Source organism: Desertivirga xinjiangensis (assembly GCF_024436435.1).
In the GTDB taxonomy this organism is placed as follows: Bacteria; Bacteroidota; Bacteroidia; order Sphingobacteriales; family Sphingobacteriaceae; genus Desertivirga; species Desertivirga xinjiangensis.
This window is the reverse complement of sequence record NZ_JAFMZP010000004.1, coordinates 637,277-662,894: the sequence shown is the minus strand read 5'-3', so window position 1 is coordinate 662,894 and position 25,618 is coordinate 637,277. Positions and strand designations below refer to the sequence as shown.

12 protein-coding genes are annotated in these 25,618 nt (G+C 41.2%); all 12 read right to left on the bottom strand.

Annotated features, from left to right (window positions below; translation table 11 throughout):
- Positions 1-7: 7 nt before the first annotated feature.
- The gene (locus J3P37_RS13855) at positions 8-3,175 is read right to left on the bottom strand and encodes a SusC/RagA family TonB-linked outer membrane protein (protein WP_256011881.1); all 3,168 of its coding nucleotides are present in this window, start codon (positions 3,173-3,175) and stop codon (positions 8-10) included.
- Positions 3,176-3,449: 274 nt separating this feature from the next.
- Positions 3,450-5,135: a glycoside hydrolase family 43 protein gene (locus J3P37_RS13850; RefSeq protein ID WP_256011880.1), complete on the bottom strand. Its 1,686-nt coding sequence runs from the start codon at positions 5,133-5,135 to the stop codon at positions 3,450-3,452.
- A gap of 58 nt (positions 5,136-5,193) precedes the next feature.
- Positions 5,194-7,317 carry an endo-1,4-beta-xylanase gene (locus J3P37_RS13845; RefSeq protein ID WP_256011879.1) on the bottom strand — a complete coding sequence of 708 codons (2,124 nt, stop codon included), beginning with the start codon at positions 7,315-7,317 and terminating at the stop codon, positions 5,194-5,196.
- 67 nt (positions 7,318-7,384) lie between these two features.
- Positions 7,385-8,497, bottom strand: a complete 1,113-nt coding sequence (locus J3P37_RS13840) for a glycoside hydrolase family 43 protein (RefSeq protein WP_256011878.1) — start codon at positions 8,495-8,497, stop codon at positions 7,385-7,387.
- A 269-nt stretch (positions 8,498-8,766) separates the two neighbouring features.
- Complete coding sequence (locus J3P37_RS13835; protein WP_256011877.1) at positions 8,767-9,789, bottom strand: LacI family DNA-binding transcriptional regulator; 1,023 nt, start codon at positions 9,787-9,789, stop codon at positions 8,767-8,769.
- Between the two features lie 69 nt (positions 9,790-9,858).
- On the bottom strand, positions 9,859-11,520 hold the full coding sequence (locus J3P37_RS13830; protein ID WP_256011875.1) for a glycoside hydrolase family 43 protein: 1,662 nt from the start codon (positions 11,518-11,520) through the stop codon (positions 9,859-9,861).
- A gap of 3 nt (positions 11,521-11,523) precedes the next feature.
- Positions 11,524-15,480: a glycosyl hydrolase gene (locus J3P37_RS13825; protein WP_256011873.1), complete on the bottom strand. Its 3,957-nt coding sequence runs from the start codon at positions 15,478-15,480 to the stop codon at positions 11,524-11,526.
- A 72-nt stretch (positions 15,481-15,552) separates the two neighbouring features.
- Positions 15,553-17,940: an alpha-L-arabinofuranosidase family protein gene (locus J3P37_RS13820; protein WP_256011872.1), complete on the bottom strand. Its 2,388-nt coding sequence runs from the start codon at positions 17,938-17,940 to the stop codon at positions 15,553-15,555.
- The gene (locus J3P37_RS13815) at positions 17,937-19,280 is read right to left on the bottom strand and encodes a right-handed parallel beta-helix repeat-containing protein (RefSeq protein WP_256011870.1); all 1,344 of its coding nucleotides are present in this window, start codon (positions 19,278-19,280) and stop codon (positions 17,937-17,939) included. Before J3P37_RS13815 ends, J3P37_RS13820 begins: the two co-directional genes overlap by 4 nt.
- 35 nt (positions 19,281-19,315) lie before the next feature.
- Positions 19,316-20,944 carry a hypothetical protein gene (locus J3P37_RS13810; RefSeq protein WP_256011868.1) on the bottom strand — a complete coding sequence of 543 codons (1,629 nt, stop codon included), beginning with the start codon at positions 20,942-20,944 and terminating at the stop codon, positions 19,316-19,318.
- A 5-nt stretch (positions 20,945-20,949) separates the two neighbouring features.
- Positions 20,950-23,682, bottom strand: a complete 2,733-nt coding sequence (locus J3P37_RS13805) for an endo-acting ulvan lysase-like protein (protein ID WP_256011866.1) — start codon at positions 23,680-23,682, stop codon at positions 20,950-20,952.
- A gap of 22 nt (positions 23,683-23,704) precedes the next feature.
- Complete coding sequence (locus tag J3P37_RS13800; protein WP_256011865.1) at positions 23,705-25,585, bottom strand: alpha/beta fold hydrolase; 1,881 nt, start codon at positions 25,583-25,585, stop codon at positions 23,705-23,707.
- Positions 25,586-25,618: the final 33 nt, after the last annotated feature.

The following is a 25,618-nucleotide window of genomic DNA, read 5'->3' as shown; positions in this document are numbered from 1 at the left end:
CTTTTATTTATAATCCAACAGAGACACCAAAAGTTAAGTTACGAGGCATTGGATACCGCCCTACGTCTATTCCATTCAGAAGCGCACTTTGTGCATAATTCGAATACTGATCGCGGGCCATACCAACTTCGGGGTCATATCCGCTGTATTTACTTATCGTAAACAGGTTTTGAACGGTTACATTAAGCTTTACACTGTTCAGCCTGGCTTTTGTTGCAAGCTTGTCCGGTAAACGGTAACCAAGGGTAAGGTTTTGCAGACGCAGATAAGAACCGTCTTCAATGAAGCGGGAAGACAAGCTATTATTAGCGTTAATATCATTCTTAGACATGCGCGGCATAGCAGGATCTCCACCTGAGACGATCAGGTTATTAACATCCGAAACTGATCCCGAGGGATCAATCACAGTTACCCGAGCATAGTCAACTCCAGCTCGTCTTGTCATATTTCCTCTCTGCAAATTGGGATCATCGATAGACATATTCAGAAAGTTCATTACTTTGTTGCCATACGATCCCTGGAAGAAAACATTCAGATCAAAATTCTTGTAGCTAAACGTATTACCAAACCCATAAGTAAACTTTGGTAACGGACTACCGATATACTGACGATCTTCCTCATTTATCTCCCCGTCTTTATTAAAATCATCCCAGATCAGATCACCGACTCCAATACCATTATTTTGATCGATTATCTGGTTTTCGCGAATTGCAATCGGTTTACCTTCGTTATCATATAGATCAGCAGCTGAATTTACCCGGCCTATAACTTTATATCCATAAAATTCACCAATACTACGCCCTGCTTCCGTACGCGTAACCACCAGATCGTTACCCGAAACCTGATACGTTTTGTTAATGATCGCGCTTTCAGAATTTAGTTTTAACACTTTGTTTTTATTAAGCGTAAACACAAAGTTCGAACTCCATCTGAAGCTTTTTGAGTTGATGTTCACGGTATTCAGAGCCAGTTCTATACCCTTATTAGACAAAGAACCTACATTATCCCAGGGAGCTTCTGCACCACCCTGCCCGGATGTTCCGGTGATTGCCGGAAGGGCCAGGAGTAATAAAAGGTCTTCCGTTTTCTTGTAATAAAGATCAGCAACGAATTCGATCCTATTTTTCATCAGGCCCAGATCTAATCCAAGGTTATAAGATGAAGTGGATTCCCATGTAACATCGGGATTAGGAACATTGTCTATCAGCTGCCCGGTTCCCCAGATCGTAGGAACATTCCTTAGCATGGAGGTATGTACAAACTGCCGTACATTAGAGTTACCTACTTTTCCATAACCCAAACGGAGTTTTAAATTATTTATCGCGTCAATATCCTTCAGGAAGGATTCTTCAGAAACTCTCCAGGCGAACGCTGCTGAAGGGAAAAGTCCCCAGCGATTCCCCTCAGAAAAATTAGAAGAGCCGTCATAACGAAGAGTACCTGTGAAAATATATTTATTTTTAAGGGTATAGTTAAGCCTGCCGAATACTGAATTAAACGCTGATCGAGATGTCCCGCCTTCAGCAACAGCATTCAGTATATCCCCGGCATCAATATCCCTTAACTGGTTACTTCCGCCATAACGCATACCTAAAAGATTATTCGAGAAACGGTCGGTAATCTCATAACCCAAAACGGCATTGATGTCATGAATTTTTGCAAATGTATGCTTCATAGTAGCCAGATTTCGCCAGGTCCAGTTGCTGGAATATTTCTGAGTCTGCTCATTTTCAATCAATTCACTAATGCGATTCCCCAACTGGTAGGTAGGTATAAAACGTCGTCCTCTTTCATTGGAAAGATTGGTTGAAAACTCGGTTTTCATTGACAACCATTTTAAAGGAGTAAAATCCGCGTAAACATTTCCTAAGATTCCTAGATTTTTATTTCCCCTGTCCAGAAGCTCCGCCATTGCAAGGGGATTTGATAACTGATCATTAATATCTTCCGGCCCCCCAAAAGTACCGTCAAGATTTCGTACAGGAACAGATGGCGACTGCCTGACGGCACTGTTGATAATGTTCCAGTCAGCAATACCGGTTTCCTGACTAGTGCGGTTAAGAGTTAACTTCCCTCCTAACTTCACCCAGGATTTGACCTTCGCATCCAAACCAGTCGAAAAAGTAAACCGGTCGAAACCTGATCCTGCTGCAGCACCTTCTTGTTTTAAATAACTTCCAGACAATCTGTAGTTCATAACATCCGAACCACCCGAAACAGACAGGTCATAGTTGCTCATTTGCGCGGGTCTGAATATTTCTCTTTGCCAGTCTGTGCCTGTAGAGAGCAGGGAGGGATTTGCGTAATTATCATTGATTTCATTGCCCCTAAGGATGTTCCAGTCGTTCGAATGCTGAGCGTATTCGCGTAAATTGGTCAGCTCAAGATATTTTTGTACACTTTGAGTTCCGTATCGGGCATCTAACTGGATTCTTGGCGCCCCTTTTTTACCCTTCTTTGTCGTAATTAATATGACACCATTAGCCGCCTGAGCTCCATAGATTGCTGTGGCCGAAGCATCTTTTAGTACCTCCATGCTTTCAATATCGGACGGGTTGATAAATGAAAATGCATTTTGGGTATACTGTCCCGTACCGGATTCGATAATAACACCGTCTATTACATAAATAGGCTCCCTGTTTGAATTGATAGAACTAAGGCCCCGGATTTGAATAGAAGATCCCCCTCCTGGCATACCTGTATTGCTCGTCATCTGCACACCGGCAACACGCCCCTGTAAAACCTGTTCAATAGAAACTACCCCCGATTCCTCTATGGTTTTCGCTCCCACCGAGCTTATCGCACCGGTTATATCCGTCTTTTTACTGGTGCCGTAACCAATCACCACTACCTCCTGTAAAGCGGTAACATCCGGGCTTAGAGCGATCACCAGATTCTTCGTTTTATCGTTTACCCTGACTTGTTTAGTTAGATAACCGAGGAAGGAAACAGTTATAGCATCCTGGCTGCCTGAAATTGTTGCATTAAAGTTTCCATTGACATCTGTAGAAAGGCCTCGTCCGGTACTTTTCACTACAAGCCCTACCCCGGGCAATGGTTCTCCTCTCTCATCGACTACTTTTCCGGTGATAATGCTCTGTGCACTAACAACAAACGGAAAAAGAATCAGAAACAGAAGACCACCCAACAATTTAAATCGTCTGATTTTTTGCATAATTGGTTTTTTGATGGTTTATATTATTTCTCTACTCCACGAAACAGCAATACCGGATCTTGAAACAATTTCCGAAAAAAGATTAAAGCCTTTTATTCATCATTCAACTGGCTTTCTGTCTGTATTGAAGTTTCAGATTAAAATTGATTGATCAAAAGTAGAGTTCGCCCTACTTTATGAATGCGATTGATGTTGCGTATCATGGAACAAATGTCGATCAAGGTGGATTTTATGAGCAGAATGATTAGAATATGAATATTTGAAAGATCGCTGCTCATCTCTTCGAGCCCAAAACCTGGTACGTTTCATCACTGCCGCTATACGAAAACCACTTATAAACCGCGGAGTTACCAGAAGGCTTAGCACTTGAAGTGACATACATACCAAACAAAGAGCCAACAAAACCACCCGCTGTTTTCGTACTTAAGAACCTGGCGTCGAGTCCCTCTTTCAATAAGGTCCATTTATTTCTTTTCAAACTATACCAGAATGAATAAGAGTCTTTGCTGGCAGCGATCTTCAGGTATATTTTAGCATCTTTCTTACCTAGCTCCCGTTCACTTATCAATTCCATTTCCTTTGATTTTGGCGTGCTCTTAAAAAGTTGGACAACATCTTTCCCCTGCTTAAACGACTTGCAGAGGTAATAGAAATGCTCCTCACTTTGAAGAATGATCAAACCAGATTTTTCGTTCTCCATTTTTGTCGCAAATTCCATTTCTACAGAACCCGAAGATGTTAAATGCTGCTGCCTTCTTCCAATAAAAGCAGGATTCCCCAATCCCATTACTGTTTCAGGAAGAAGTTTAATCGTCAGACCTCCGTTTTCCTTTTCGAAACTGTACCAGGAAGTATCCCGGGTACGTAGAAATAAGAACTGAGGATCAAGATAACTCTCAAAATGGTAAGTTGTGCTGAAATTACCACTCAGGGGATTTATGTCTTTATTTGGAAATTCTTTCCAGCCAGCTTTGTACGAGTACTGAACCTCTTCATTTCCATAATTGATCACAGGCCAGTCATCCAGCCAAGCCACTGGCGCAATAAACGTTTCCCTGCCTGTGTTATAAAAGTCTCCATCATATGGGCGAGCTCCTAAAAAAACAGCGAAGGTACTTCCATCAGGGCCTTCTATCAGATCGGCATGACCAACAGAAGTTATCGGATCTTTCCTTTTCGGATCAAGATGTCTTTGAGTGAGTATAGGATTTTTATCGTAAGGCATAAACGGGCCTCTTATATCTTTACTTCTGAAAATAACTTCCGAATGGTTTACACCTGTACCACCTTCGGCCGCCATCAGGTAATAAAAATTCTTTCTTTTATACAAATGCGGGCCCTCAATCCAAACCGGCTTTTTGCTAATGTCCGCACCACCATTAACGAGTATCGTTTCCTCACCTCTCACTTTTAAATTAAGCATATCCAGTTCGTATACCCTGACAGTTCTGTGCCCTTCATATAAGGGCTTCCTTGCCGGTGCTTCACTGTTGTAAACAATATAGGCTTTACCTCCATCAAAAAACAAGGAGGGGTCAATCCCCCGTACTTCCTTAAGGTAAACCGGATTGCTCCATGGTCCGGCCGGGTTTTTAGCAGTTACAATAAAATTACCACCGTTATCTATATCGGTACATGCAACATAATAAGTTCCATTGTGAAAACTTATAGAGGGGGCAAACAAGCCGCGAGTGATCCGTTCACCCATAAAATCCATTTGGGAGCTACGCTCTATCACATTTCCGATCTGCTTCCAATTTTTAAGATCTTTACTATGAAAGACAGGGATCCCGGGAAAATAAGAGAAAGTAGAATTTACCAGGTAATAATCTTCACCTGCCTTGCAAATACTTGGATCGGGATAAAAGCCGGGGAGAACAGGATTTTTTAACAGTATTTGTGCTGTGGCTATGTTACAGATCATTCCAAATGAAATGATCCAGGCAAAAAAGCTATGCATATTGGCTTACTGATATGTTTGGTAATATTAATTAATTGACTTCAATAAAACTTGCGAATTATTTAATAAACTTCTTCGATAAACTGTATTCATCAGTTGAAATGCCAAGAAGGTAAATACCGGGTGCAAGAGACAAAGGAATGGATATTTCATTACTTCCGATGTTTAAAAGACACTTAATTTGAGCGATCTTTCTTCCCGAAACATCATTAATAACAAACGAAGCTTGCTGAGATTTGCCGGAACTATACCTAACAGAAAGTGCTTCATCAGAAGGAACTATTTTTACGTCATTGTAGAAAGTGGAGTTTTTTATAACCACTGGACCGAAAAACACTGATTTCCCATTAAGATCAACCTGTTTAAGCTGATAATAAACAGGTCCGGGCATCGGTTCCCGATCAACATAATAATAACTCTTAAGTGACCTGGATGAGCCCCCCGTGACAAGCTTTGCAAGTGAAGTAAAATTAGAACCGTCATGCGATCTCATGACTTCAAAATGAGAACTAATGGATTCTGAAGTGGTTTGCCACGTTAATGTATTAGTTCCGACGTCGGCTCTTCCTGTAAATGATACAAGAGTTACAGGCAGAGTGGATGCCACATACGATCGCAGCCATTGCAGAGCAGGTCTTTCGGTATTATCACTATAAATCAAAAATGCCCCCTGATTGGTTCGCCATTGGCCAACGCGCCAGCCATGAAATGTTATTCCTTTCACCTTAGGATGATTCCAATACACCGGAAACACGCGTTTGTAGTTATTCAGTTGCACCAGATCATCCAACTCTCCCGTAGCAGTATTTATGCCGTCAAGATCCATCTCCGTCACGTAAATAGGAATATCAGTTGCTCCCAGTTGGTCTAATGCTGTTTTTATCGAAGCAGCCGAACCCTGTAATGAAAAAGAATGCCCCTGCGTTCCAATAGCATCTACCAGGTTTTCGGCCTTTAGCAGATTCACTATTTTGATAAATTCAGATCGGGTAGAACTTTGATTTTCCAGATGGTATTCATTGATCATTAATTTGGTTGTGGCGGGAAAGTATTGCCTGGCTAGACGGAATGCATTTAACACCCAGTCCCATCCTGTCACACCGTCGCCACCCAAAGCTTCTTTATAATTCCCATAATCAGCACCTCCCGTAGTCGGGGGCGCGTTAGTAGGCTCATTCACAACCTCGACCATTTCAAGATTGGGATATCTTGCTGCAACAGCCTGGAACCACTCCTTCAATTCTTCCAGTTGCTCTGCCGGGGGAAGGCTGGCGACCCATGCGGGCTGTTGTCTGCCCCATACTAAAACATGGAACCTGAACGGAAAGCCGTTATCAGTAGCCAGCTTTAGACCCTTATCACATTCGGACCAGTTCATAACATCCCTCGTACTTTCTATAGTGCCCCATTTGCCGCCGTTTCCCGGCGCAACCTGGTTCCAATAATTGGCGAAGTAAGGGGTTTGAGACTCAGACCCGCTATAAACCTGCCCTATATACTTAGATGCTCCGCTTGCTATTGGCGACGATGTTGGTATAACCGGCTCAGGTTTAGTGTCCGCTCCCGCTTGTCCCTTATCCAGGTTTTCTACAGTAAAGTATTTACCAGACAAACCGAAGGCAATTTTGTCGATCTCAAACCCGTTCTCCCTGGAACCGATCTGAAAGGTCTGTGTAAGATTATTTTCATTGACAGTAAAAGAAACAGGAATCTCGCCGCCATTAAACCGTGATAAGTTAATCCACTTCCATATCTCCGAGCTCCCATTGCCGGCCCCCTCAACCACAATAGGAGGCTCCAGGTAAATATAACCGACACTGGCGAGCCCATTGCAGGTTACCCATTCGTTGTTGTCAGTTCCGGGATTCCTAGACCCGAAGCTCTTCGCGTAAAAAAAGCTATCATCATTTGCTCCACCAGTTCTCAGCTTTGCATAAAGATGGTAAGTTCCGGCCTTAGGAAAAGTAACCGTAAAAGTGATCACTTTAGCAACACTTGCCGGGTAATTATCCGCTATACGATCAGTTTTAGGAAATACAGAGGTAAGTCCGGCACTCGTTTTAAACTCCCAATCACTGCCTGCATTTCCGTATTCAGCTTCTATGACCACCGGTAACTCTTGTGCAGTTGAATAAGAGATGCCCCACATGGACAAACAAACCCACAATAAAATTCTTCTCATGCTTAATTGGTTTCTTGATTAGCTTAGTTCACTTTGTCTTCAGATTTTCCGAACCATTCCTGAGCAGCTATTTCGAGGAATACGGGTCAATAGTGATGATCTTACCTTCATTATCATATTTAAGCTCAGTAACTTTTACATTTCTCAAATGAGTTTTTCCGTTTGAAAGCTGGGTATCATGGTAAAACAGATACCATTTCTCTTTGAATTCTACGATGGAGTGGTGAGTGGTCCAGCCCACGACAGGGTTCAATATTATTCCCTGATAAGTGAACGGGCCGTATGGACTGGAGCCGGTTGCATAACAGATGAGGTGTGTATCTCCGGTTGAGTAAGAAAAATAATATTTATCCTTGTATTTATGTACCCAGGCAGCTTCAAAGAACCGTTTGTCATGATCGCCACCTTGGATTATCTTTCCGTTTTCGTCTAAAATAATTATGTCTTTAGGAACTTCCGCAAACTGAAGCATGTTAGGTTTTAGCTTTGCTATTTTAGGAGCTAAAGCGGGCTGATCCTGTGGTCCTTCAAATTTGGAGCCCTTAGCATTAAATTCTCCATTTTCCCATTGCTGAAGCTGACCTCCCCAAATTCCGCCAAAATACAGATATGAACTACCGTCATTATCGGTAAAAGCCGCAGGATCTATACTAAAGCTTCCTTTTATCGGCTCTGGCTGAGCCTTAAAAGGGCCTTGCGGTTTATCGCTTATCGCAACGCCTATCCTGAAAATGTCATTCTTATCTTTTAGCGGGAAATATAAGTAGTACTTGCCATTCCTGAAAGCTACATCCGGAGCCCATAACTGCCTTCCAGCCCAGGGAATATCTTGGACATCAAGAGCAATTCCGTGATCTTTAACAACACCGCCAACTTCATCCATGGAAAAGACATGATAATCTTTCATCGCAAAATGATCTCCATTATCATTCTCAGTTGTACCTGCATCTATATCGTGTGAAGGATATATAAAGAGTTTCCCCTCAAACACATGAACTGATGGGTCGGCAGTAAATATCCCCGGTATTAGTGGTTCTGAAATAGCTCCTTTAAAAAGATCAGGGCCAGAAATCTTGGCGCTATCGACAGGATTTAAACCAGCGGTTCTATTCAATGCCTTCGACTCGCAACATGTAAAAATTAAAGCGGTTGCAAAAAGTAAATAAGAAATTTCTTTCATGTTTTTAATCATCTATCAACGTAGTAGCAATAACTCAGATCAAAACTATTGTTGTTGATAAGGCAACACTGGCATGAATGTCGAAATTTATGGGAAGAATGTCTTAAAATCCACTAATGTTTAGGGAATTCTGGACTACTATATGAAAAGCGATTGAATCTGAAGTCAATCCACTCATAACAACTAAATTATTTAGAATGGATTTTATCCACAAATGAAGTGTTTTGTCGATCGGAAACTATGATTTCGTGAGAGAAAACGTTCGAATCTTAGCCCTTTGCCAGAGAAGATTCCCTTACAATAAGTGAGCTTTTCAGGAGAACACTTTTTACGGAAGAAAAGTCATAGTCATCTTCCAGCATCTCAAGCATCAAATTAATCGAATTCTCTGAGATTTCCCTGATAGGTTGTGATATGGCAGTAATGGAAGGCGTAAACAACCGGTACAAATTATGGTCATCAAATACGATAACCCCGATATCATTAGGAATAATTAATTTAAGGTTTCTGATTGACTCTAGTCCATTATCTGCAATATAGTTTGTTGCGAAAAACACGGCATCCAATTGTTTATTTTCAGTCAGAAAACTCTGGATTTCCCTTATGCTATTTTCTTTATCGTCGTGGTATATTATTTTTTTGATTACAGGTTCTGCTTTTATTCTTTTAAGCGCATCAATGTACCCTTCCTGTCTTTCCTGCATTTGAACCTGATCTGAATTTAAGGTTACCATTCCGATGTTCCTGTAACCATTTTGGATAAAATGCAATATGGCATCGTTTGCAGCCTCGTAATTATTTACCACAACATTACTGGTTTCTACTCCGGGAATAGTTCTGTCAAATAACACAACGGGTAATTTATCGTCAATCAGATCATTAATTTCTTTTTCTATTCCAGGCGGAGGAGCGATGATATAGCCATCAACTTGCCGGGTACGATATATTTGAATAAGGTCCTTAGTTTTTTGAGTGTCGTTTTCTGTACTGCAATAAATTATCTTATAACCTCTGCTATAGGCATTTTCCTCTATAAGGCGGGCTACAGACGAGAAGAAAGGATCCGAAATATCCTCCACCATCATCCCGATGATCTTGGTTTTGCCACTTCTTAAGCCCTGGGCAAACTGATTAGGTTGATAACCTACTTTCGTTATATGATCAAGGATCTTCTTTTCCAGGCTTTCGCTTATATGCTTTTCTCTGGCCTTGCCATTTAAAACAAATGAAACTGTTGTTTTCGAAATACCAAGTTGCTGGGCAATATCACCAATGGTGGTTTTCTTCTTCATAAACCTTTAGTAAACCTGTTTAGGAACGCTAAATTTGCAGTTTATTTTCTTAAAAACCTCATAATTTATTTAATTATGAACCCTAAACCAGTCAAAATCGGCATACCCGCCAATGCGAATACCGGATTCGGAGATACTAAACAAGCCAAGTTTAGCACCTATCCATTTGTCAGGTTGAGCTTGAAAAACATTCCCAATAGCGGTAAAACTGTCTCCATCTTCACTAAAGCTGAATTGAACTAGTCCGGGTTCTTTGACGGTTAATCTAAGATAAGCAGTATTGGATTTTAATCTGTGTATTCCAATTGATTTTTCCTTAGTTTGCTCTGCAGCTCCATTACAAATTACCTGATTCAGAAAATAACCTTTTTCATCCTTTTCGATAGCGAGGTATGCGTAGTCATTTCCCATAACCAAAAGCCCTGCTTTTTTTCCTTGCCAAACATCCCATTCCACTGTATATTTCACTTTAGTTGTGGTTGTAAATGATGGAGCCGGTAATTTCTGTAATAAAAGGTTAGGAACAGGCCATAGATTTACTGCATCTTTCGGAAGCGGATAAGAAAATAGACGCAGGAAGCCAGTACCCGGAATTTGTGCACTCCATTGAATCTTTTTATTTGCATGCCATTGCCATTGTAAACCCAGCTCATCATCATTAAATTCATCACTTTCCTGCGGGGTATTTATGGGATGAATCTCTCCAACGTTAGGTTTTTTAAAACTTGCTACCGGTTCCCCCTTTCCATCACCATCGTTGTCCTCGCCAATCACTGGCCAATTGTTTAACCACTTTACAGGCTGAAGATGAACAATTCTGCCATAAGCCACCTTATCCTGAAAATGCAGGAACCAATCTTCTCCAGTTTGTGTTTGCACTAACGCACCCTGGTGAGGCCCGTTAATGGCTGTGCCGCCCTGGTCCATCACTACCTTTTCCTCATAAGGACCATAAATATTTCTAGATCGTAATACCAGCTGCCAGCCTGTGGCTACACCACCTGCGGGTGCAAATATGTAGTAATAGCCATTACGTTTATAAAACTTTGGCCCTTCTACAGTATGGTGATTCTCGTGTCCGTCGAAAATATGTTTACCCTCTCCGATAACTCGCGTGCCTTCAGTATTCATTGGAAAAACAGTCAATAAGCTGTTTATACCTGCCCTGCTTCCGGCCCAGCCTGCGGCTAAATATGCTTTACCATCAGTATCCCAAAATGAGCTGGGATCTATAATTCCCTTTCCAGGCATTACTAAAACCGGTTTCTCCCATTCTCCCTTGGGATCTTTTGTTTTTACCATGTACACCCCATAATCGGGGTCGGCATAATAAATTCTGAGTTCCCCTTTGTGATAAATGATACTGGGCGCCCAAACGCCTTTTCCATGTTGCGGAGAGTCGTATATAGATTCAGGCGGCTGAACTTTTAGAGCATGATTGACTAAAGTCCAGTTTACCAGATCTCTGGAATGTAGAATCGGTAAACCCGGTATGCAGTTGAAGCTGGAAGAGGTCATGTAATAATCATCCCCAACACGAATTGCATCAGGATCAGAATAATCTGCATAAAGGATGGGATTTTTATAGGTTCCATCACCCTGATCGGCAAGCCAAACCTTGGATTGATAGCCAAAGGTTTGGTCTGAAACTTCAGTTTTCACAGGCTTGTTAACAGCGCATGAAGTAACTGCAAGAATACCAAACAAGGAAAGTATTAATTTAAAAGTCATATCTTATATATCTTTTAATTCAGCTATAATTAGTTTTGCCGGTCCTAATAAACCAGATGCTAGAAGCGGATCTGTTTTACTAAAATTCTTCCAAACGGAGAATGCTTTTCTTTCGCCGGGTTTCGGTTTATTATTCACATACCAGTCAGGTAATCTCAAAATGAAACGGTGTTCGCTATAAGTATTCTCTGCTGCTAAATGTTCATCTCCCACCAACCTGTTTGGCCACAAGGTAGTAACTTCCACCGATAATGAATTGCTACCGGATTTGAGGCATTCAGTTAGATCAGCAACAAAGGGCTCTTTCCACAAAAGCTGCACTAGCTTGCCATTTACTTTTATGCTGGCAATAACTTCAACCCTTCCTAAATCTAGCAAAACTCTTAAGTCCGGACTTAAAACTGCTTTGTCTATTTGAATATCACGGGTATAAACACAGGTTCCCGAAAAGTGCTTAACATCGAAATTATCATGTAAATGAAGAGACTTTAGTTGGGGGAGTTTTATTTCCTTCTTAACTCCTGAATCTGGCGGAAAAGTAACAGCCCAAGCGTCGGAAATAGCGATAAACTTTGCCTTAGATATAACAATATGTTTAGGTTTCTCATTAGTATAATTAATAGTGTACTTCCCGTTGGAACTGAATAAAGCCCTCTGGTGATCTAGAATTTGAATATCTGCAATTAAGTTTACAGCAGGTAACCCTTCTTTATAATCTTCATTTATAGCACTGGCATCCCGGACAGCGTCAACAAGCTGAATTGGGGACAAGTTCCCTTCGAAATAGCTTGTAAACTGTTCGTCTTTAGGCGGAGTTTCTATACCAGGGTGAACAATAAACTCGGATTTCCTGCCCTGCTTAACTAAAGTCCCATTAATGTACAGGTAAGGAACGGCGTTTTTATAAACCAATGCAAAGTGGGTATAACCTTGAATAGCCGTTTCAAAGACTAAAACTTCCTTGTTCCCTCCACTGCTTCTTTCATACACTCTTACGATATTCTGCCCAATTGACATGGCTACCGCAGTATGACCTTTCCCAAAAACTTTTTCTCCTTCCGGGGCATGGAAAACCATACTTTTATTGGAGTGTGCGAAGGTGTCCGGCTTAGCCCAAAAGGTCAACGTAAAATTGTTGATTACCGATTGGTATTTTTGAATATCTGAAACCTCATAAGCCTTCAGACTTTTTATTTCTTTGTTGTCTTTTAAAATAGAAACAATCTTCCTTTCAGCTAATTCGTCTTTAAAAACAATAAAGACCGAACTTGCTGGCTGAAACTCGAAAGGAATAGTAGTTCTTCCATTTTGTTGATTATAAAAATTAATTCTTGTTTGCTTTCCTGTCTCAGCGTCCCATATGTAGGGTTGCTTGTTTATAGTCCGGAAAGATAACAAGGTTTCTTCTTTCTTCCTTTTGTGGTTACTGACAAAGTAAACATCGCTGTGTGCTATTATCTTATGACAGTAATGAATAGTAGCATCCTGGTTATTTGCAGTAAAAGAAAAATCTTCCGGAATTTTATGCCTCTGCAAAATCTCTTTAATATCAATCCCCTGATAAATTATTCCCTTCCCTAATTGTCTTTCTTTGACATTAACACCATCCAGGTTTCCTAGAAGTTTCTCAGATTGTTCAATAACTTCTTCATCCGTAAAGGTCCTCCCAAATGATCTCCTGATCTTGTTTTCCACCATTAAGATCATCCCATCCTCAACCAGCTCGTTAATTCTTTTAAGTGTGGTTGGAAGTATTTCATTTAAGGCCGGTAAAATCAACAACCTGTATTGCATTCCATCCGGAAGCACAATTTTATTTTCTTTTATATTGAAGCGATTAAGGGCATCTGATCCGATTACGTCTGCCTTATAGCCTTTCGGCATCTGTGGATAAACATCCGGGATACCAGACGCTGGATTATCGCCTTTGTAATAACAAACATCGATCACAGACAAGCCTTGCTGTAGTACATACTGTGCTCTTGTAGTATATTTTAGCCAGCCATGCGCCTGCTCAGTCCATGTATTGTTTCTATCGAAATGTGTACCAAAGGGGCCCATAGTCATCCCCGGAAAACCCGTTGTATAAGGCTGATGAACAAAAGTATGCAAGGTGAGCCTGTTTATTCCTAAGGTGAAAAACCAGTCGCCTTCTGCCTTTAAAGAGTAAGGATACTCACCCCATTTAGAGGTTAAGGGCATGCCTGTAAAAGCCTCGGCAGCAACAACAGGCTTTCCATAAACATGTGCCAGAGATGCTGCCTGCTTGGAAGTCATGTCACTTCCATAAATATACCTCGTCCAAAACTCAGACATCGGTACATCAAGATGCTGACCAATTTCCAGGCTATCGAATGTACCGTCTCCATAGGGTTCGGCGTAGTATTGCAATCCCTTTTCATGCATTCTTTCAGCATAGTATGCGGTATAATTTTTTGCCAGCAAGTCAGCATGCGTTCTTCTGAAATCCCATAAAAATCTCTCTGTTTCCTCGAGACTTTTTACGATCCGGCCAGTCAACGCGGGCATCCAGTTCAAAATATCATACTTTCTGCCCTGTTTAAATTCCTCCGGAAGCTTAGCCGTCCAGTTTTGTTTACCGGCCTCCCAGCTATCTGTGGCGACACCTGAAAATGAAGAATAAGGTTTTAGTCTGTCCACAACTTTTCCAAGGAACTTATCGAAGTGTAAATCCAGAGCTTCCCTGTTAAACTTATCAATCTCCAATCCCTTTCCCGAATCGGGATGCGCAGCGGGTTCTTCACCTGTTGTAGTATGGCCAATTCTTAAAATGGTCCAATTACCTTTTGGCGCTTTCCAAGACAGAACACCCTCCTTGTTTACATAAGCACTGATATCGATTACATTCTCCGGCCGGATAATTAGATCATCCGTCAGAGTAGTAGTTTGTTCGGCTCCTGCCGTTGCACTATAATTTGTTTTGGCGGGCCACTGTGAAATTCTTGGCCCTGAATGAAACTCTACATGAGAGACCCATGTTGGATTAAATGTACTTAACCTGAAGAATTTTGCTTTAATCGCGTTAAAGCTTTGGGCCGCAGGGGCATCCATCTCTCTTAAAGCCGGACAATTTAATGTGGCGATTTGCTGATAGTTTATGCCATCGTTTGAGACTTCTATTTTGAAAACCGGCGGATAATCTCTCGGGCCGTCAAACAGGTCTTTTGGTATTTCAGCTTTCCTTAAAAGGCTAACAGCTCTCGCCTCAAAAGCTTGCTTAAACTCAAAAACTAAAGTTGACGGCGATTGATCAGTTTTCTCCAGCCTGATCTTAGTTTCAGGATTTCTATCTGTAATGATGTTAATATCTATTAATTCATCATTCGCCCTTATAGCTTTCAGAGCATCTTTCATCAAGTGCTTTTCTACGGGCAGAGAAGGATAAGCAATTACAAAAGCATCCCGGTAGTAATGTTCTTTAGCGTAAGGTTTTGGTAAGGAAATGGTTATCTTTTTTCCTTTACTATGTAATCTGGTTTCTGTCCATACCAGCTGCTGCATGCTCATTTCCGGACTGACCCATGGGCCTCCCGTTACAGAATATCCAGGGCCGTTATGCAACACTAGTTTTAGACCCAGCCTTTCGGTCTCTTTTGCCGCATGTTCGACGAGGTCAACCCATTCAGAACTCGCATAATCTACAGGACCTTTGGGTATCCCTGTTGCATTATTAAAAGATATTGCTCCACCAATCCCCATCCTTGCCATTGCTTCCAAATCGAGGGTTATACCTTCTTTAGTGATATTACCGTTCATCCATTGCCAGAAAACCCATGGACGGGCTTCGCCAGGAGGGGTAACAAAGTTTCTTTCTATTTCATCTAGATGCTCCACTCCCGATTTACCAGATGTAAACCAACCAGCATTCGACCTTTTCGCAGAAAGCATAACGCCTGCGGAAACAATCAAAGATCCTTTAAAAAATTCGCGCCTTTGCATAATTATGATTCTTTACCCGATAGCTCCCGCTTCTGTAAACTCTTAAGATATCCAGGTTATAATAGTGACTATCTATTTCATTTCAATAACTCCAGCAGACCATTTAGGAACAGTTAACTTTATGGTATTCTTTAAACCTGGCACACTCTCTTCTTTCACTTTTATTCTGTCCCTAACCTTCATATCGTTACCAGCCGTTAAACTGTCTGATGTTACTACCTTAAACCGAACATCCTTGTATGTTAGGTTAGTCGTATTTAATATCAGCTGGTAGTCATGGCTACCTGGATTGACAACCTTGAAATACAGTTCCCTTCCATTTTCCGATTTAGTTGCTATTACGTTAAGTTCTTTGGGATCACCACTTACCTGTATTCTATTAGGTGCAAAATGGCTTCTCCAAAGTTCCATCACCAAATAATTAGGCGCAAGGAAGTAAGATGAATGATCAAAATTAATAAAAGCATTATCCCAGCCAGGTGCAGAAGTATGCCGCATCAACAGTGCCGGAGCTGCCATCTCTACACCTTCTGTACGCTCTAATCTGTTTAGAAATCCACCAGCAAAAAGTCCAGTCCGCATATCTGTTTTATCCAGATTCCACTCTGATACATATATTTTCATTTCAGGATTTTTTGACCTGGCAATCCATTTTGCCAGCTGGTCTAAATATTTACCATACGCCTCCACGCCATCATTTCCGTATTTTGCCAGATCCATATAATGATGCGGACTGATGTAATCCACATATTCTGCTACCTTGTGAATAATCACAGAATCCAATCCCACGCCCTCCTTCCCCAGGCGACCGCTTCCACAAGCAATGATTTTAACGTTAGGGTCTTGCCTTTTAAGTGTCATAGAATACAGTCTCACCAACTCTGCATACAGTTTGGGGTCCATTTTCCATACCTCGTTATCTATCTCCCAGTATTTCACATTATACGACTCTGGATGTCCATTCGCAGCCCTTTTTGCTCCCCATGGCGTATTAATACTACCATTGCAATATTCCAACCAATCCTGGGCCTTTCTCAACCAATCGGTTTTTCCGTTTCTATCCGGGGCGTAACCATCATAATTATGGTAACCAATTGGCAATACAATCTGAGGCTCTGCACCTACCTTCTGGCAATATTTTATAAACTCATCTGTTCCAAAACTTAGCGGATCAAAGTCATCCCATCGCAAAATGCCCTTCCGCTCATGCTGTTTACCCAATCCATTCTCAAAATCGTACAGTTCTACAAAACTGCCTCCCGGCCAGCGAACCAAAGTAGGTTGCAAACTCTTATTTACCTCAAAAATGTCCCGGCGGAATCCATCGTTATCAATTGATGATTGATGCATTAAGCTAATCTGATCAATATACCAATTGCCTTCGCCCTCTGATAAAATTCTAAAACTTGCAGAAGCGCAATCTTCTTCTGGCTTCAGAACAATTGGATATTCATTCCATCCCTTTTTAATACCGGCAATTACCTGCTCCGCAATTACATCCGCCCCATTCAATAGCTGTACTTTAATTGCCTTCACCTCGCCTTTCAAAAACACAGAACCTCTTAAAAGGTCATTGATTAAAACATTGTAGTTGTCAGATTGCACCATTCCACCTCCTTTAACTTCCGAAACAACGTTGACGGCTACATTGTGATTAAGGGCATCCTCATTTATAAGTGAAAGCCTGGCTTCACCCGCTAATGTCCAATGCCTGGCCAATGCCAATGTAGTCTTTAACGGTTTTTGATCCTTCAGACTTAAAATTTTTATATCCCTGAACTCTACATCTGTATCCTCTCCTGCTAACCTCACCGCTCCATCTAATGGCGGATTTTCTATTTCTTTATCAAATATTTTTTGCTGATTTAGCCAGACAGCTAAATGTTTATCCGAAACTCGTACCCTTAATCTATTCCACCTATTTAATGATAGATTGCCCTTAACTTTGTCTTCAATAGTTGTTATTGCTCTCGGGGTATGCCATATCCAGCCTTTGCTGGTTTCAAGAAGATGATTAGAATTGTTATTGGCACCGAAATGAAGATAGATGCTATTCGTTTGCATTAAGTCTCTATACTGATCTCTTAACCCTAACAAGACAGCTCCATTGCCGGCAGTTTTTCTAAACTCCAATGACAACTCATAATTCTTACCTTTGGCAATATGAAAACGGCCTCTTTGTTTGCCTAATGCAGCTAGTCTGACTTTCCCGTTATTATCTACACTCCAATCACCAATAGCCATCAGTTCTTCAAAGCTCCTGTTCCATACGGTTTCTCCCCATAGCCCATTGCTCACAGAATGGTATAAATGTTCCAGCAAAACACCATAAAGTTTCTTATCTATCTTTTTTTCTACTTTAGATGCATCAATGGTTAATTCCACTTTGTTTTGCGCTTGCACCTTGCCAAAAAATGTAAGGATAAAAATCGCAACTAATACCTTTTCAATTATTGTCATGGTGTTTTTTGAGCGACAGACACTTTAGTGCCTAGATTTTCCCTTACTTCTCCTTTTGTCAAAATACGACTATCAGTGCTGGCTTTCCCAATAACTACCGGCATAGCAGTGTCATTAACAAGCTGTAAGTTAACAGCCGGAGCCTGACCATAAGGCGACATGGATTCGCCATGTTCCGGATGTGTGTACCCTACCAAAATTGGCAATTGCTGTTTGCGTTCTTGTTTTGCTAATAAGATTACATTATTGTTAGTCCCTTGTATAGTTGCCAAAGCATGTACAATTCTGTCTGATTCATCAGGCAAGACTTCCAATTCTACATCTACATTGCTTCCCTCTACAAATAATAGAGGCCCGTAATTAGCATCTCCTCTCGATTTTCTAATAACCGCATTATTCCCTACCCAATACGCCCTTTCGGTGCCGATTGTGGTACAGTTTTCCAGCACCACGCCCCCATTGGTTCTCAATTCAAAACCACCTCTGGTATTTTTAGCTGTGCAATTTTTAAAAGTGACATTCTTATTCTGGCCGTAGGTTCTAAAACCATCCTCACATAGTGATTTCATATAGCCGGGAGTAACAATGTATTTCCCCTCCCTGTTAGCCGTCCAGGTTCTAAACTGGACGTCGAAAGCAGGTCCGGAAGTTTCTTTCAATACATCGTCGGTCTTTCTCAGTTCACCTTCCACATAACAATTCTCAAAATGTACATTGCCTGCATCTTTTTGAATAAAGAAACCATGTCCATAAGCTCTCATTTTCAATGTTACATTGTAAACCCTGGTAAAGCTTCCGGTTACCAGAAATCCACTCTGTTTTTTGTGCCTTATCACGTCTGGTCCTCCCTTGCCAAAAAGATCTCCGTAACCATAAGGAAAAGAGCCTGTTACTAAGATACTGAAGTCCTTAATGGTATTGCCTTTGCCGGCAATTTCAAGAACCGCGCCACCTGGCGAAAGTCCATTCTCTGTTTCTACAATCTCTAAGCCCTCCAAAACATTATTATCACCCTTTACTATGATTTCATTGGTATGGATGGGAAATTTTAATTTCTCCCGTAACCGGGTATTGATAACCAGTTTTACACCTTTTAATGTGAAGGAATTATTATTTCCCCTAAAGGTGAAATACTGAAAGTCTTTCCTGTTCAGTTTAGCCGTTATAGAATCCGCATTAAGATAATCTTCGAGGTGATAAGTACCGGGTTTCAGCACAATTTTCTGATTATCCTCCTGGGCATATTTATTCAATTCAGCCAGACTGGATATCTTTATAGGACGGGCTTGAGATACGGTAAACCCAAACATTAATAAACATAAAATTGATAGTTTTTTCATATCGAATGGCATAATAGTTAGTCTTAGCTTCTGGCTTATTTCAAGATATAAAAACTCTGTTCTACGGGAGTTGCCGATTGTATTTTGCGGTCGGTACTGTTTAGGCCCATTTGCCAGGCAACAACAGTTACTTTTACAGGAAACCTGGCAGACCGAGGTATTCTGGTAAATATTAGCTCACTATTTTCTACGTAAGCGGGACCTTCTTTTACATAGAAAGATACCTTTAAGCCAGCATCCGAAACAGCCTGTAAACTTAATTTGGAGATATGCTTTCTTTGATCTTCAATAGCACGAAATGCTATAGTTTGTGATTTACCACTTCTATTTTCCGGGATCGTCAACTGAGCCTGTTGTACCACACTTTTGTAGCGCTCGTCTCCACAGTTTGATGCAATCAACCAGATATCTTTCGACCGTTTAGGATTATTTAACCCAATCCTCGTGTGAGACACTTGAAACGTAGTATCGTTTATTTTCCTTACAGGGCCGCAGATTCGGTCGATATTAATGGGAGACGAAGCATGGCCCATAGCCGATTTTAACCTCGAGCTATCTGCAAAAAAACTCTTTATCGTGAATGTTATTCCATCCGACAGGGGGTGCCATTGCAGATGATAGTTGGCATGTGTTTTTTTGGGACTTGCTACAAGATCTTGTTGAGTAAACCCTAAATATTGTTGTTCTTTGCCACGATGCCTGGTGTAAACACTTTCGATATATTTCACCAATTCTTTATCAAAGCACCAGGATGCAGTATTACGTTCTCCTTTAAAGCTTTCAAATTTTTCAGCAGAATATTTTGGAGAGGAATTATCCTTTTTCCAGCTTTCCATTAACCAGCCCTTTTTTACATCAATGGGTTTTAAAGTTGAGGCTCCTTTGAGCAGCCTTTGTTTCATTGCTTTTTTTATAAACAAGTTCAACAAGCCTATTAGCTGATCAGAAGAATCGAAATGGCTTTTACCTGCATCTGCATACCAGGTAATAGGCGAATCAGGGTGTTGCTCTACGTACCTATAACCCGGAGTTATTCTATCCAGCATCCATTCATACTCTCCCATGACCATAAGCCCCGGAATACCATCAATATTTTTATTACTCCAGTCTACGTTAGCTTTTCCGTAACCTGTAAGGTTAGTAGAAGGCGCATCTCCTTTCAATGAAATTATCGCCAATGTTCGCTCCGGGTTGGCTAAAGCAAAATTCCATGGATAGGTAGCCATCGCCGAATGTCCCATGGGGATAACAGGAATATTTTTCAACTCTTCGTACCCTGATTTTGAAGCCAGCTCATCCAGCATATACTGCAAAGCCTTATTTGCTTGTTCCGGCTGGGCATAATTGATAGAAAAGTTATTACTTGTCCAAACCTGGGCGATTCCCAACTCAGCCATCTGTTTCCTAAAGCCGGGGTTCTCAAGTATCCCTTCTTCTATCATGTTATGCTGAACCAATATCAACGCCTTCAATCGCTTACACTTCTCCGGAATCCACAAAAATGCATTATCATATTCGTTTATGATATTCTCGCTTTCATCCCGCATAGGGACGCTCCACTGCCATACAGCCTGAGTATAGGCTAAGCTTGTAGAAAACATCAATAAGAAGACTACAGTAATCTTCACACACCCTGATTTACTAATGCTAAGTTCTAGTTTCATAGTTTCTAAAACTTAACATTTGTGTAGTCAGATCTATTCATTTTTAAGGTTTCACCTTTAGGTGTTTTTACCAGTACAGGTGCTTCACTCACGAAATAATATTCACCTTTTTCGTAGGTCAATACTACATTCGTAGGTTTCTCAGCCTGCAAAGTAAAGCCATAAGCACTTAATAGCTTACCGTTTCCCAGAAACAACCTGAAATTATCTCCATCTTTGCTCACAACAGCATAAGTAGCGTTGACCTTAATGTTTTCATATTGTAGCGTTTCTTCTTTTGCTGACGAGAAGATGAAGTCTTTTCGCCCTGATCTGTTTACAACTTCCAGGCCTACGAAGTCTGAGGAAGCACCACTGATATCAAGTGACCGGATAGATGTAACTGTCCTGCCCGTTTGTTCCTTAGATGGCTCATAGATAGCTACAAAAGGTTTTGTCCAGGCCTCTCCGTATTGTCTGGCTGCTATCGTTAAAAATGGTTCTTTATCTACATCATAGGGTATGCCATGATTTTCCCTGAAGTTAGAAACTGGAGGCGGAGACTTGATGGAAAAGATTTCCCTGCCAGGATAACCTTTCATCCACATATTCATATACACATGGTTACCGGTTGGCATCCGCATTTTCCAGACAGCTTCGTAATCTTTAGAGGTTTTTACAGATCTTTTATCCCACATATAATCCAGCGCAAACAAATGTCCTCCAGCAAAAGCCATTTCTTCAGTTGGCTTTAAATCCAAAGCTTTTCCGTCCAGGTATTTCAAAGAGAGTTCCTGCCCTAAATTGTGATAAAAATAATCGTGGAACTTATCGCCTTGACGCTGTTTTCTGGAACGAAAAATATCTACGTAATAGCCAGAGCCCTGGCCATTCTGCACAATACTTAGAAACCGGTTTTGATCACTTCTGCTTTCTGGTTCTAAAAAGTAAACATCAGAATAAGTAATCTCAGGATAAAAGCCTTTAATTTTCCCGGATTCAGGATAGCTGCTCAACAGGTCGAAAGCATGGTTACTGAACATTTCCGGGTATTTGGAAATACCGTCTACCATCACTGTATTGTGCGCAGGGAACTGGGAATAATACTCCAGATAAGGAGGTTGAAAATAAGAAGAACCCCTTCCTGATTCTGCACCAAGCACATATCCCTTTCCATATAGCTCTATAGAAACCCCATTCGCGTGTGCATGGTTCCCTAAGGATGCAACCTGTGAGATCATTAATCCGTTCTTTTTATCTTCATACTGATTACGCTGTACAAACCAGCTCACATTAGGTGCATAAAAAGTGGGAGTGATATAATCTTTTAAATTACCGGCCGGAATCTTTTTGTCTAAAACCAAAGGTTTGGTTGTAAAGAAAGAATAGATCTGTGGAGCCAGTTTCTTTTGGTCGTTTTGTTTTTCCAGTCCGGGCTCGAAAACCCGGTACATTTTGGTAAAAAGCTCTTCATCAGATCTGTCTTTGTACTTTTGCGACAATCTGATCATATCACTAAAACTCTCGGTATAAAGAGGACCGTAATGTGAGTCTCCAAAAGCTGTGATCAGGCCATTCGGAAATAAATATTGTGGTAATACCTGTACAGCCTTTTTCATTACAGGCGTGTAAGGCAGTAAACTTTGGTTAAAAGTATTGTCATAATCCCTGATAAAATTGGTTAAATCCTTGGTAACACCCTGCGCATATCCCGGGCTTTCTGACCAGATACCGTTTTTTTTATCATAACCATACTCCATGAATTTGGTTAATGACCATTGCCGGGCGGAAGTCTTGTTCAGTATATAATCAATATAATACTCTCGACCTTTACCATCAGCATAGTGCTTATTATCTTCCAGCACCATAGCTACCTTCAAGATAAATTTCGCCTGGTGTAAATTCCAGTTATTTTGCGGCACACCGTTTTTAATGGTGATATCAATCCATTTTTTAAAGGTGGCTTCGTATTTATCTATCTTGCCTGGAGAATTCTTACGAATATATCCATAAAGGAAGTCGTATAGATAGGATAATTCATTCAAAATTCTTTCCTGTATAACTTCAAATGTTGAAAGTCCTACCAGCGTTTGCGCATGGCTATTGTTCAGGTCTATAGGTTCTGTCCGGTAGTACATTCCCATCATGTAGGTATCGAACAGATCGTAAGCAAATTTAGCATACTTCATCTCATCTGTTAACCAGTACATAAAAGCCGCATCTTTGCCCAGACCCATAATTTGCTCATTGATGCTTTCTATGCCGGAAGCATTAGCTTGTTCGCCCCATTCCAATGGATTACCTGCTTTTTTGGTATTATGAAAATAAACGCCTTTGGTATCGTCCATATACGGCACTATATCCTCTAACTTGGGGCGGTTATATACACTGGCCTGGCCTCTGGAACTTCCGAAACGCACGGTAGCGACCGGAGCTTCCCCATCAGCATGAGAATAAACTCCACCCCTGATATAAACCTGCGTGGCTTTACTTTTCCAGTACATCATCAAACGGGAATAAAGCCAATCCGGCTGCGCCCGGGTCTTCTCTACATAGGGATCTATCCTGTTTTTAATACCTTTTAAAACATCCCTTGCCCAGTCTTCCTTTTCTATCTGTGCTTGTACGACTGTTTTCCGGCCAGGAACAGTTAATAACCTTGGATGCCCCGATGGCAGATTCTTGGGCAGAGGAATAGAAACTTCCTGTGCGGTCGTACATAAAGGAAAAAAGAATATTAGCAAACAGATTAGTCTCATTGCAATCGATTAAGTTCAAATATTATTTATCGCTCAGAAAGCGTAGCAGGGCTTGATTAAATCCTTCCGGATTCTCCAGATTGCTCATGTGCCCCGCATTTTTAATTATTACCTGGCGAGCTGTTGGAATTAAAGCAAGTAATTTATTTTTAAGATTTAAGTCAGCATCTCCGGTTAGGACCATTACCGGTACCTGCACATCTATATTTCTCAGCTTTTCTTTAACATTTCTGCCCAAAACCAATCTCGGCTCTACATGAAGTGGCTGCCAGGCGTCCCATTTATAAATGGCTTCCCAAACAGGTTTCCTGATAGCATACAGCGGCTCACCATTGCGCGTGGTTAATGCGTTATACCATTTCTTTTTATTCTGGAATATGCCTTCTTTTTGATATTGTTTAATTTCTAAACGTCTTTTTGCTAACGATGCTGCCGTCCAGGGCTCGTCTGGACCGGGCACCTCAAAAATATCGCCGCTAGCCATTGTTGCAGAAAGAATTCTGTCCTGGTAAAGTGCCACAAAATCGGTACCGACAAAGCCACCTAAGGACAGTCCGACAATATGTGCTTTTTTTATTTTTAAGGCATCCATCAATTTTCGCAGATCCTCCGCATGTAAAAATTCTTTGCCTTCTTTTGGCATAGCCGAGCGCCCGTATCCCCGCAAATCGTACCGAATGACCTGATATTTCGAAGCCAGAGCTTCAATCTGCGGATCCCACATTTGATGGTCGAAGGAATGACCATGCAGTAATATTAAGGGCTCCCCTTTACCGCTTATTTCATAATATAACCTGGTATCTTTCTCAACCTCTACGTAGCCTGTTTTTACATTTTTACGTCCACTCTTACCTAAGATATCTCTAACCAGGTACGGCAATACCGGACTAGCATAAAATGCATTAAAACCATTCTTATTTTCTTTGATTCTAGCTAACAGAAAACCGTAGCTATTAGTTGTTCTATCTATCCATGGATAAGCACCTGCCCAGCTTGGACTACTTAGCAAGAGCGCATTTCCAGCCTGATCTGTTTCTTCCAGCCACATTCCCAAACCGTATATCCCATGATGATAGGATGCCCTCACCGCTTCGGGGAATTCCTTCGCATTGATCTTTGCATCTAACACCTGATTGGAAGAGATTTCATTAATGGCTCGCCGGGAAAGCACTTTCTTCCCTTTAAAAACACCATTATTGGCAAACATTTGCAGGAAATTGAAATAGTCTTTCAAACTCGTTCTAGCCCCGCCACCAAGCATGGGATTATGACCGGGCGTTTCATCAACCGGAGTAAAAGCAGTATGCCTCATTTCTAAAGGCTTTGCTATCTTTTCATGGAATAATTCATCCCATTTCCTGCCGGTTGCCAGTTCCGCCATCCGGCCTGCCACCTGCATGGCCAAACCGCCGTATTTAAATTTCGTACCCGGAACTGTGTCGGCCGGTAAGCGGACTATATGTTTTACTGATTCTTCCAAAGACTGGTAGTTATCCGGCCTCTCTCCTTTGGGTTGATAATCCGGGTACCCTGCAGTATGTGAAAAAAGTTGTCGTAAGGTTGCTTCTCCCTTGCTGTCCGCAAACTCGGGTAACCATTTGTTTACTTTATCATCCCAGGATAACTTCCCTTCGTCCACTACCGCAGCTATAGCTGCAGCAGCCAGCCATTTACCGGCAGATGCTATGTAGGCTACCGTTTCCGGCTGATATGAGCCATAATATTTTTCATGGACGATCCTATTGTCGTGGGCGACTATAACGGATGTTCCATTGTAATAACCTGAATCGACCCAGCCCTGTATCTTTTTGTCTAGCAGCGAGAAATCGTATTTATTCTTTTGAGCCTTTACTCCTGAAACCTTCAACAATACCAGGAAGGTTAGAAAAACAGGTAACTTCATTTTGCACATGCTCAGACAATAGTTAATTAAACC

Coding starts and splice junctions, on each gene's coding strand:
- J3P37_RS13845 (WP_256011879.1), bottom strand. CDS start 7,317: ATGAGAAGAATTTTATTGTGGGTTTGTTTGTCCATGTGGGGCATCTCT.
- J3P37_RS13840 (WP_256011878.1), bottom strand. CDS start 8,497: ATGAAAGAAATTTCTTATTTACTTTTTGCAACCGCTTTAATTTTTACA.
- J3P37_RS13855 (WP_256011881.1), bottom strand. CDS start 3,175: ATGCAAAAAATCAGACGATTTAAATTGTTGGGTGGTCTTCTGTTTCTG.
- J3P37_RS13825 (WP_256011873.1), bottom strand. CDS start 15,480: ATGCAAAGGCGCGAATTTTTTAAAGGATCTTTGATTGTTTCCGCAGGC.
- J3P37_RS13850 (WP_256011880.1), bottom strand. CDS start 5,135: ATGCATAGCTTTTTTGCCTGGATCATTTCATTTGGAATGATCTGTAAC.
- J3P37_RS13805 (WP_256011866.1), bottom strand. CDS start 23,682: ATGAGACTAATCTGTTTGCTAATATTCTTTTTTCCTTTATGTACGACC.
- J3P37_RS13810 (WP_256011868.1), bottom strand. CDS start 20,944: ATGAAACTAGAACTTAGCATTAGTAAATCAGGGTGTGTGAAGATTACT.
- J3P37_RS13815 (WP_256011870.1), bottom strand. CDS start 19,280: ATGAAAAAACTATCAATTTTATGTTTATTAATGTTTGGGTTTACCGTA.
- J3P37_RS13800 (WP_256011865.1), bottom strand. CDS start 25,585: ATGAAGTTACCTGTTTTTCTAACCTTCCTGGTATTGTTGAAGGTTTCA.
- J3P37_RS13830 (WP_256011875.1), bottom strand. CDS start 11,520: ATGACTTTTAAATTAATACTTTCCTTGTTTGGTATTCTTGCAGTTACT.
- J3P37_RS13835 (WP_256011877.1), bottom strand. CDS start 9,789: ATGAAGAAGAAAACCACCATTGGTGATATTGCCCAGCAACTTGGTATT.
- J3P37_RS13820 (WP_256011872.1), bottom strand. CDS start 17,940: ATGACAATAATTGAAAAGGTATTAGTTGCGATTTTTATCCTTACATTT.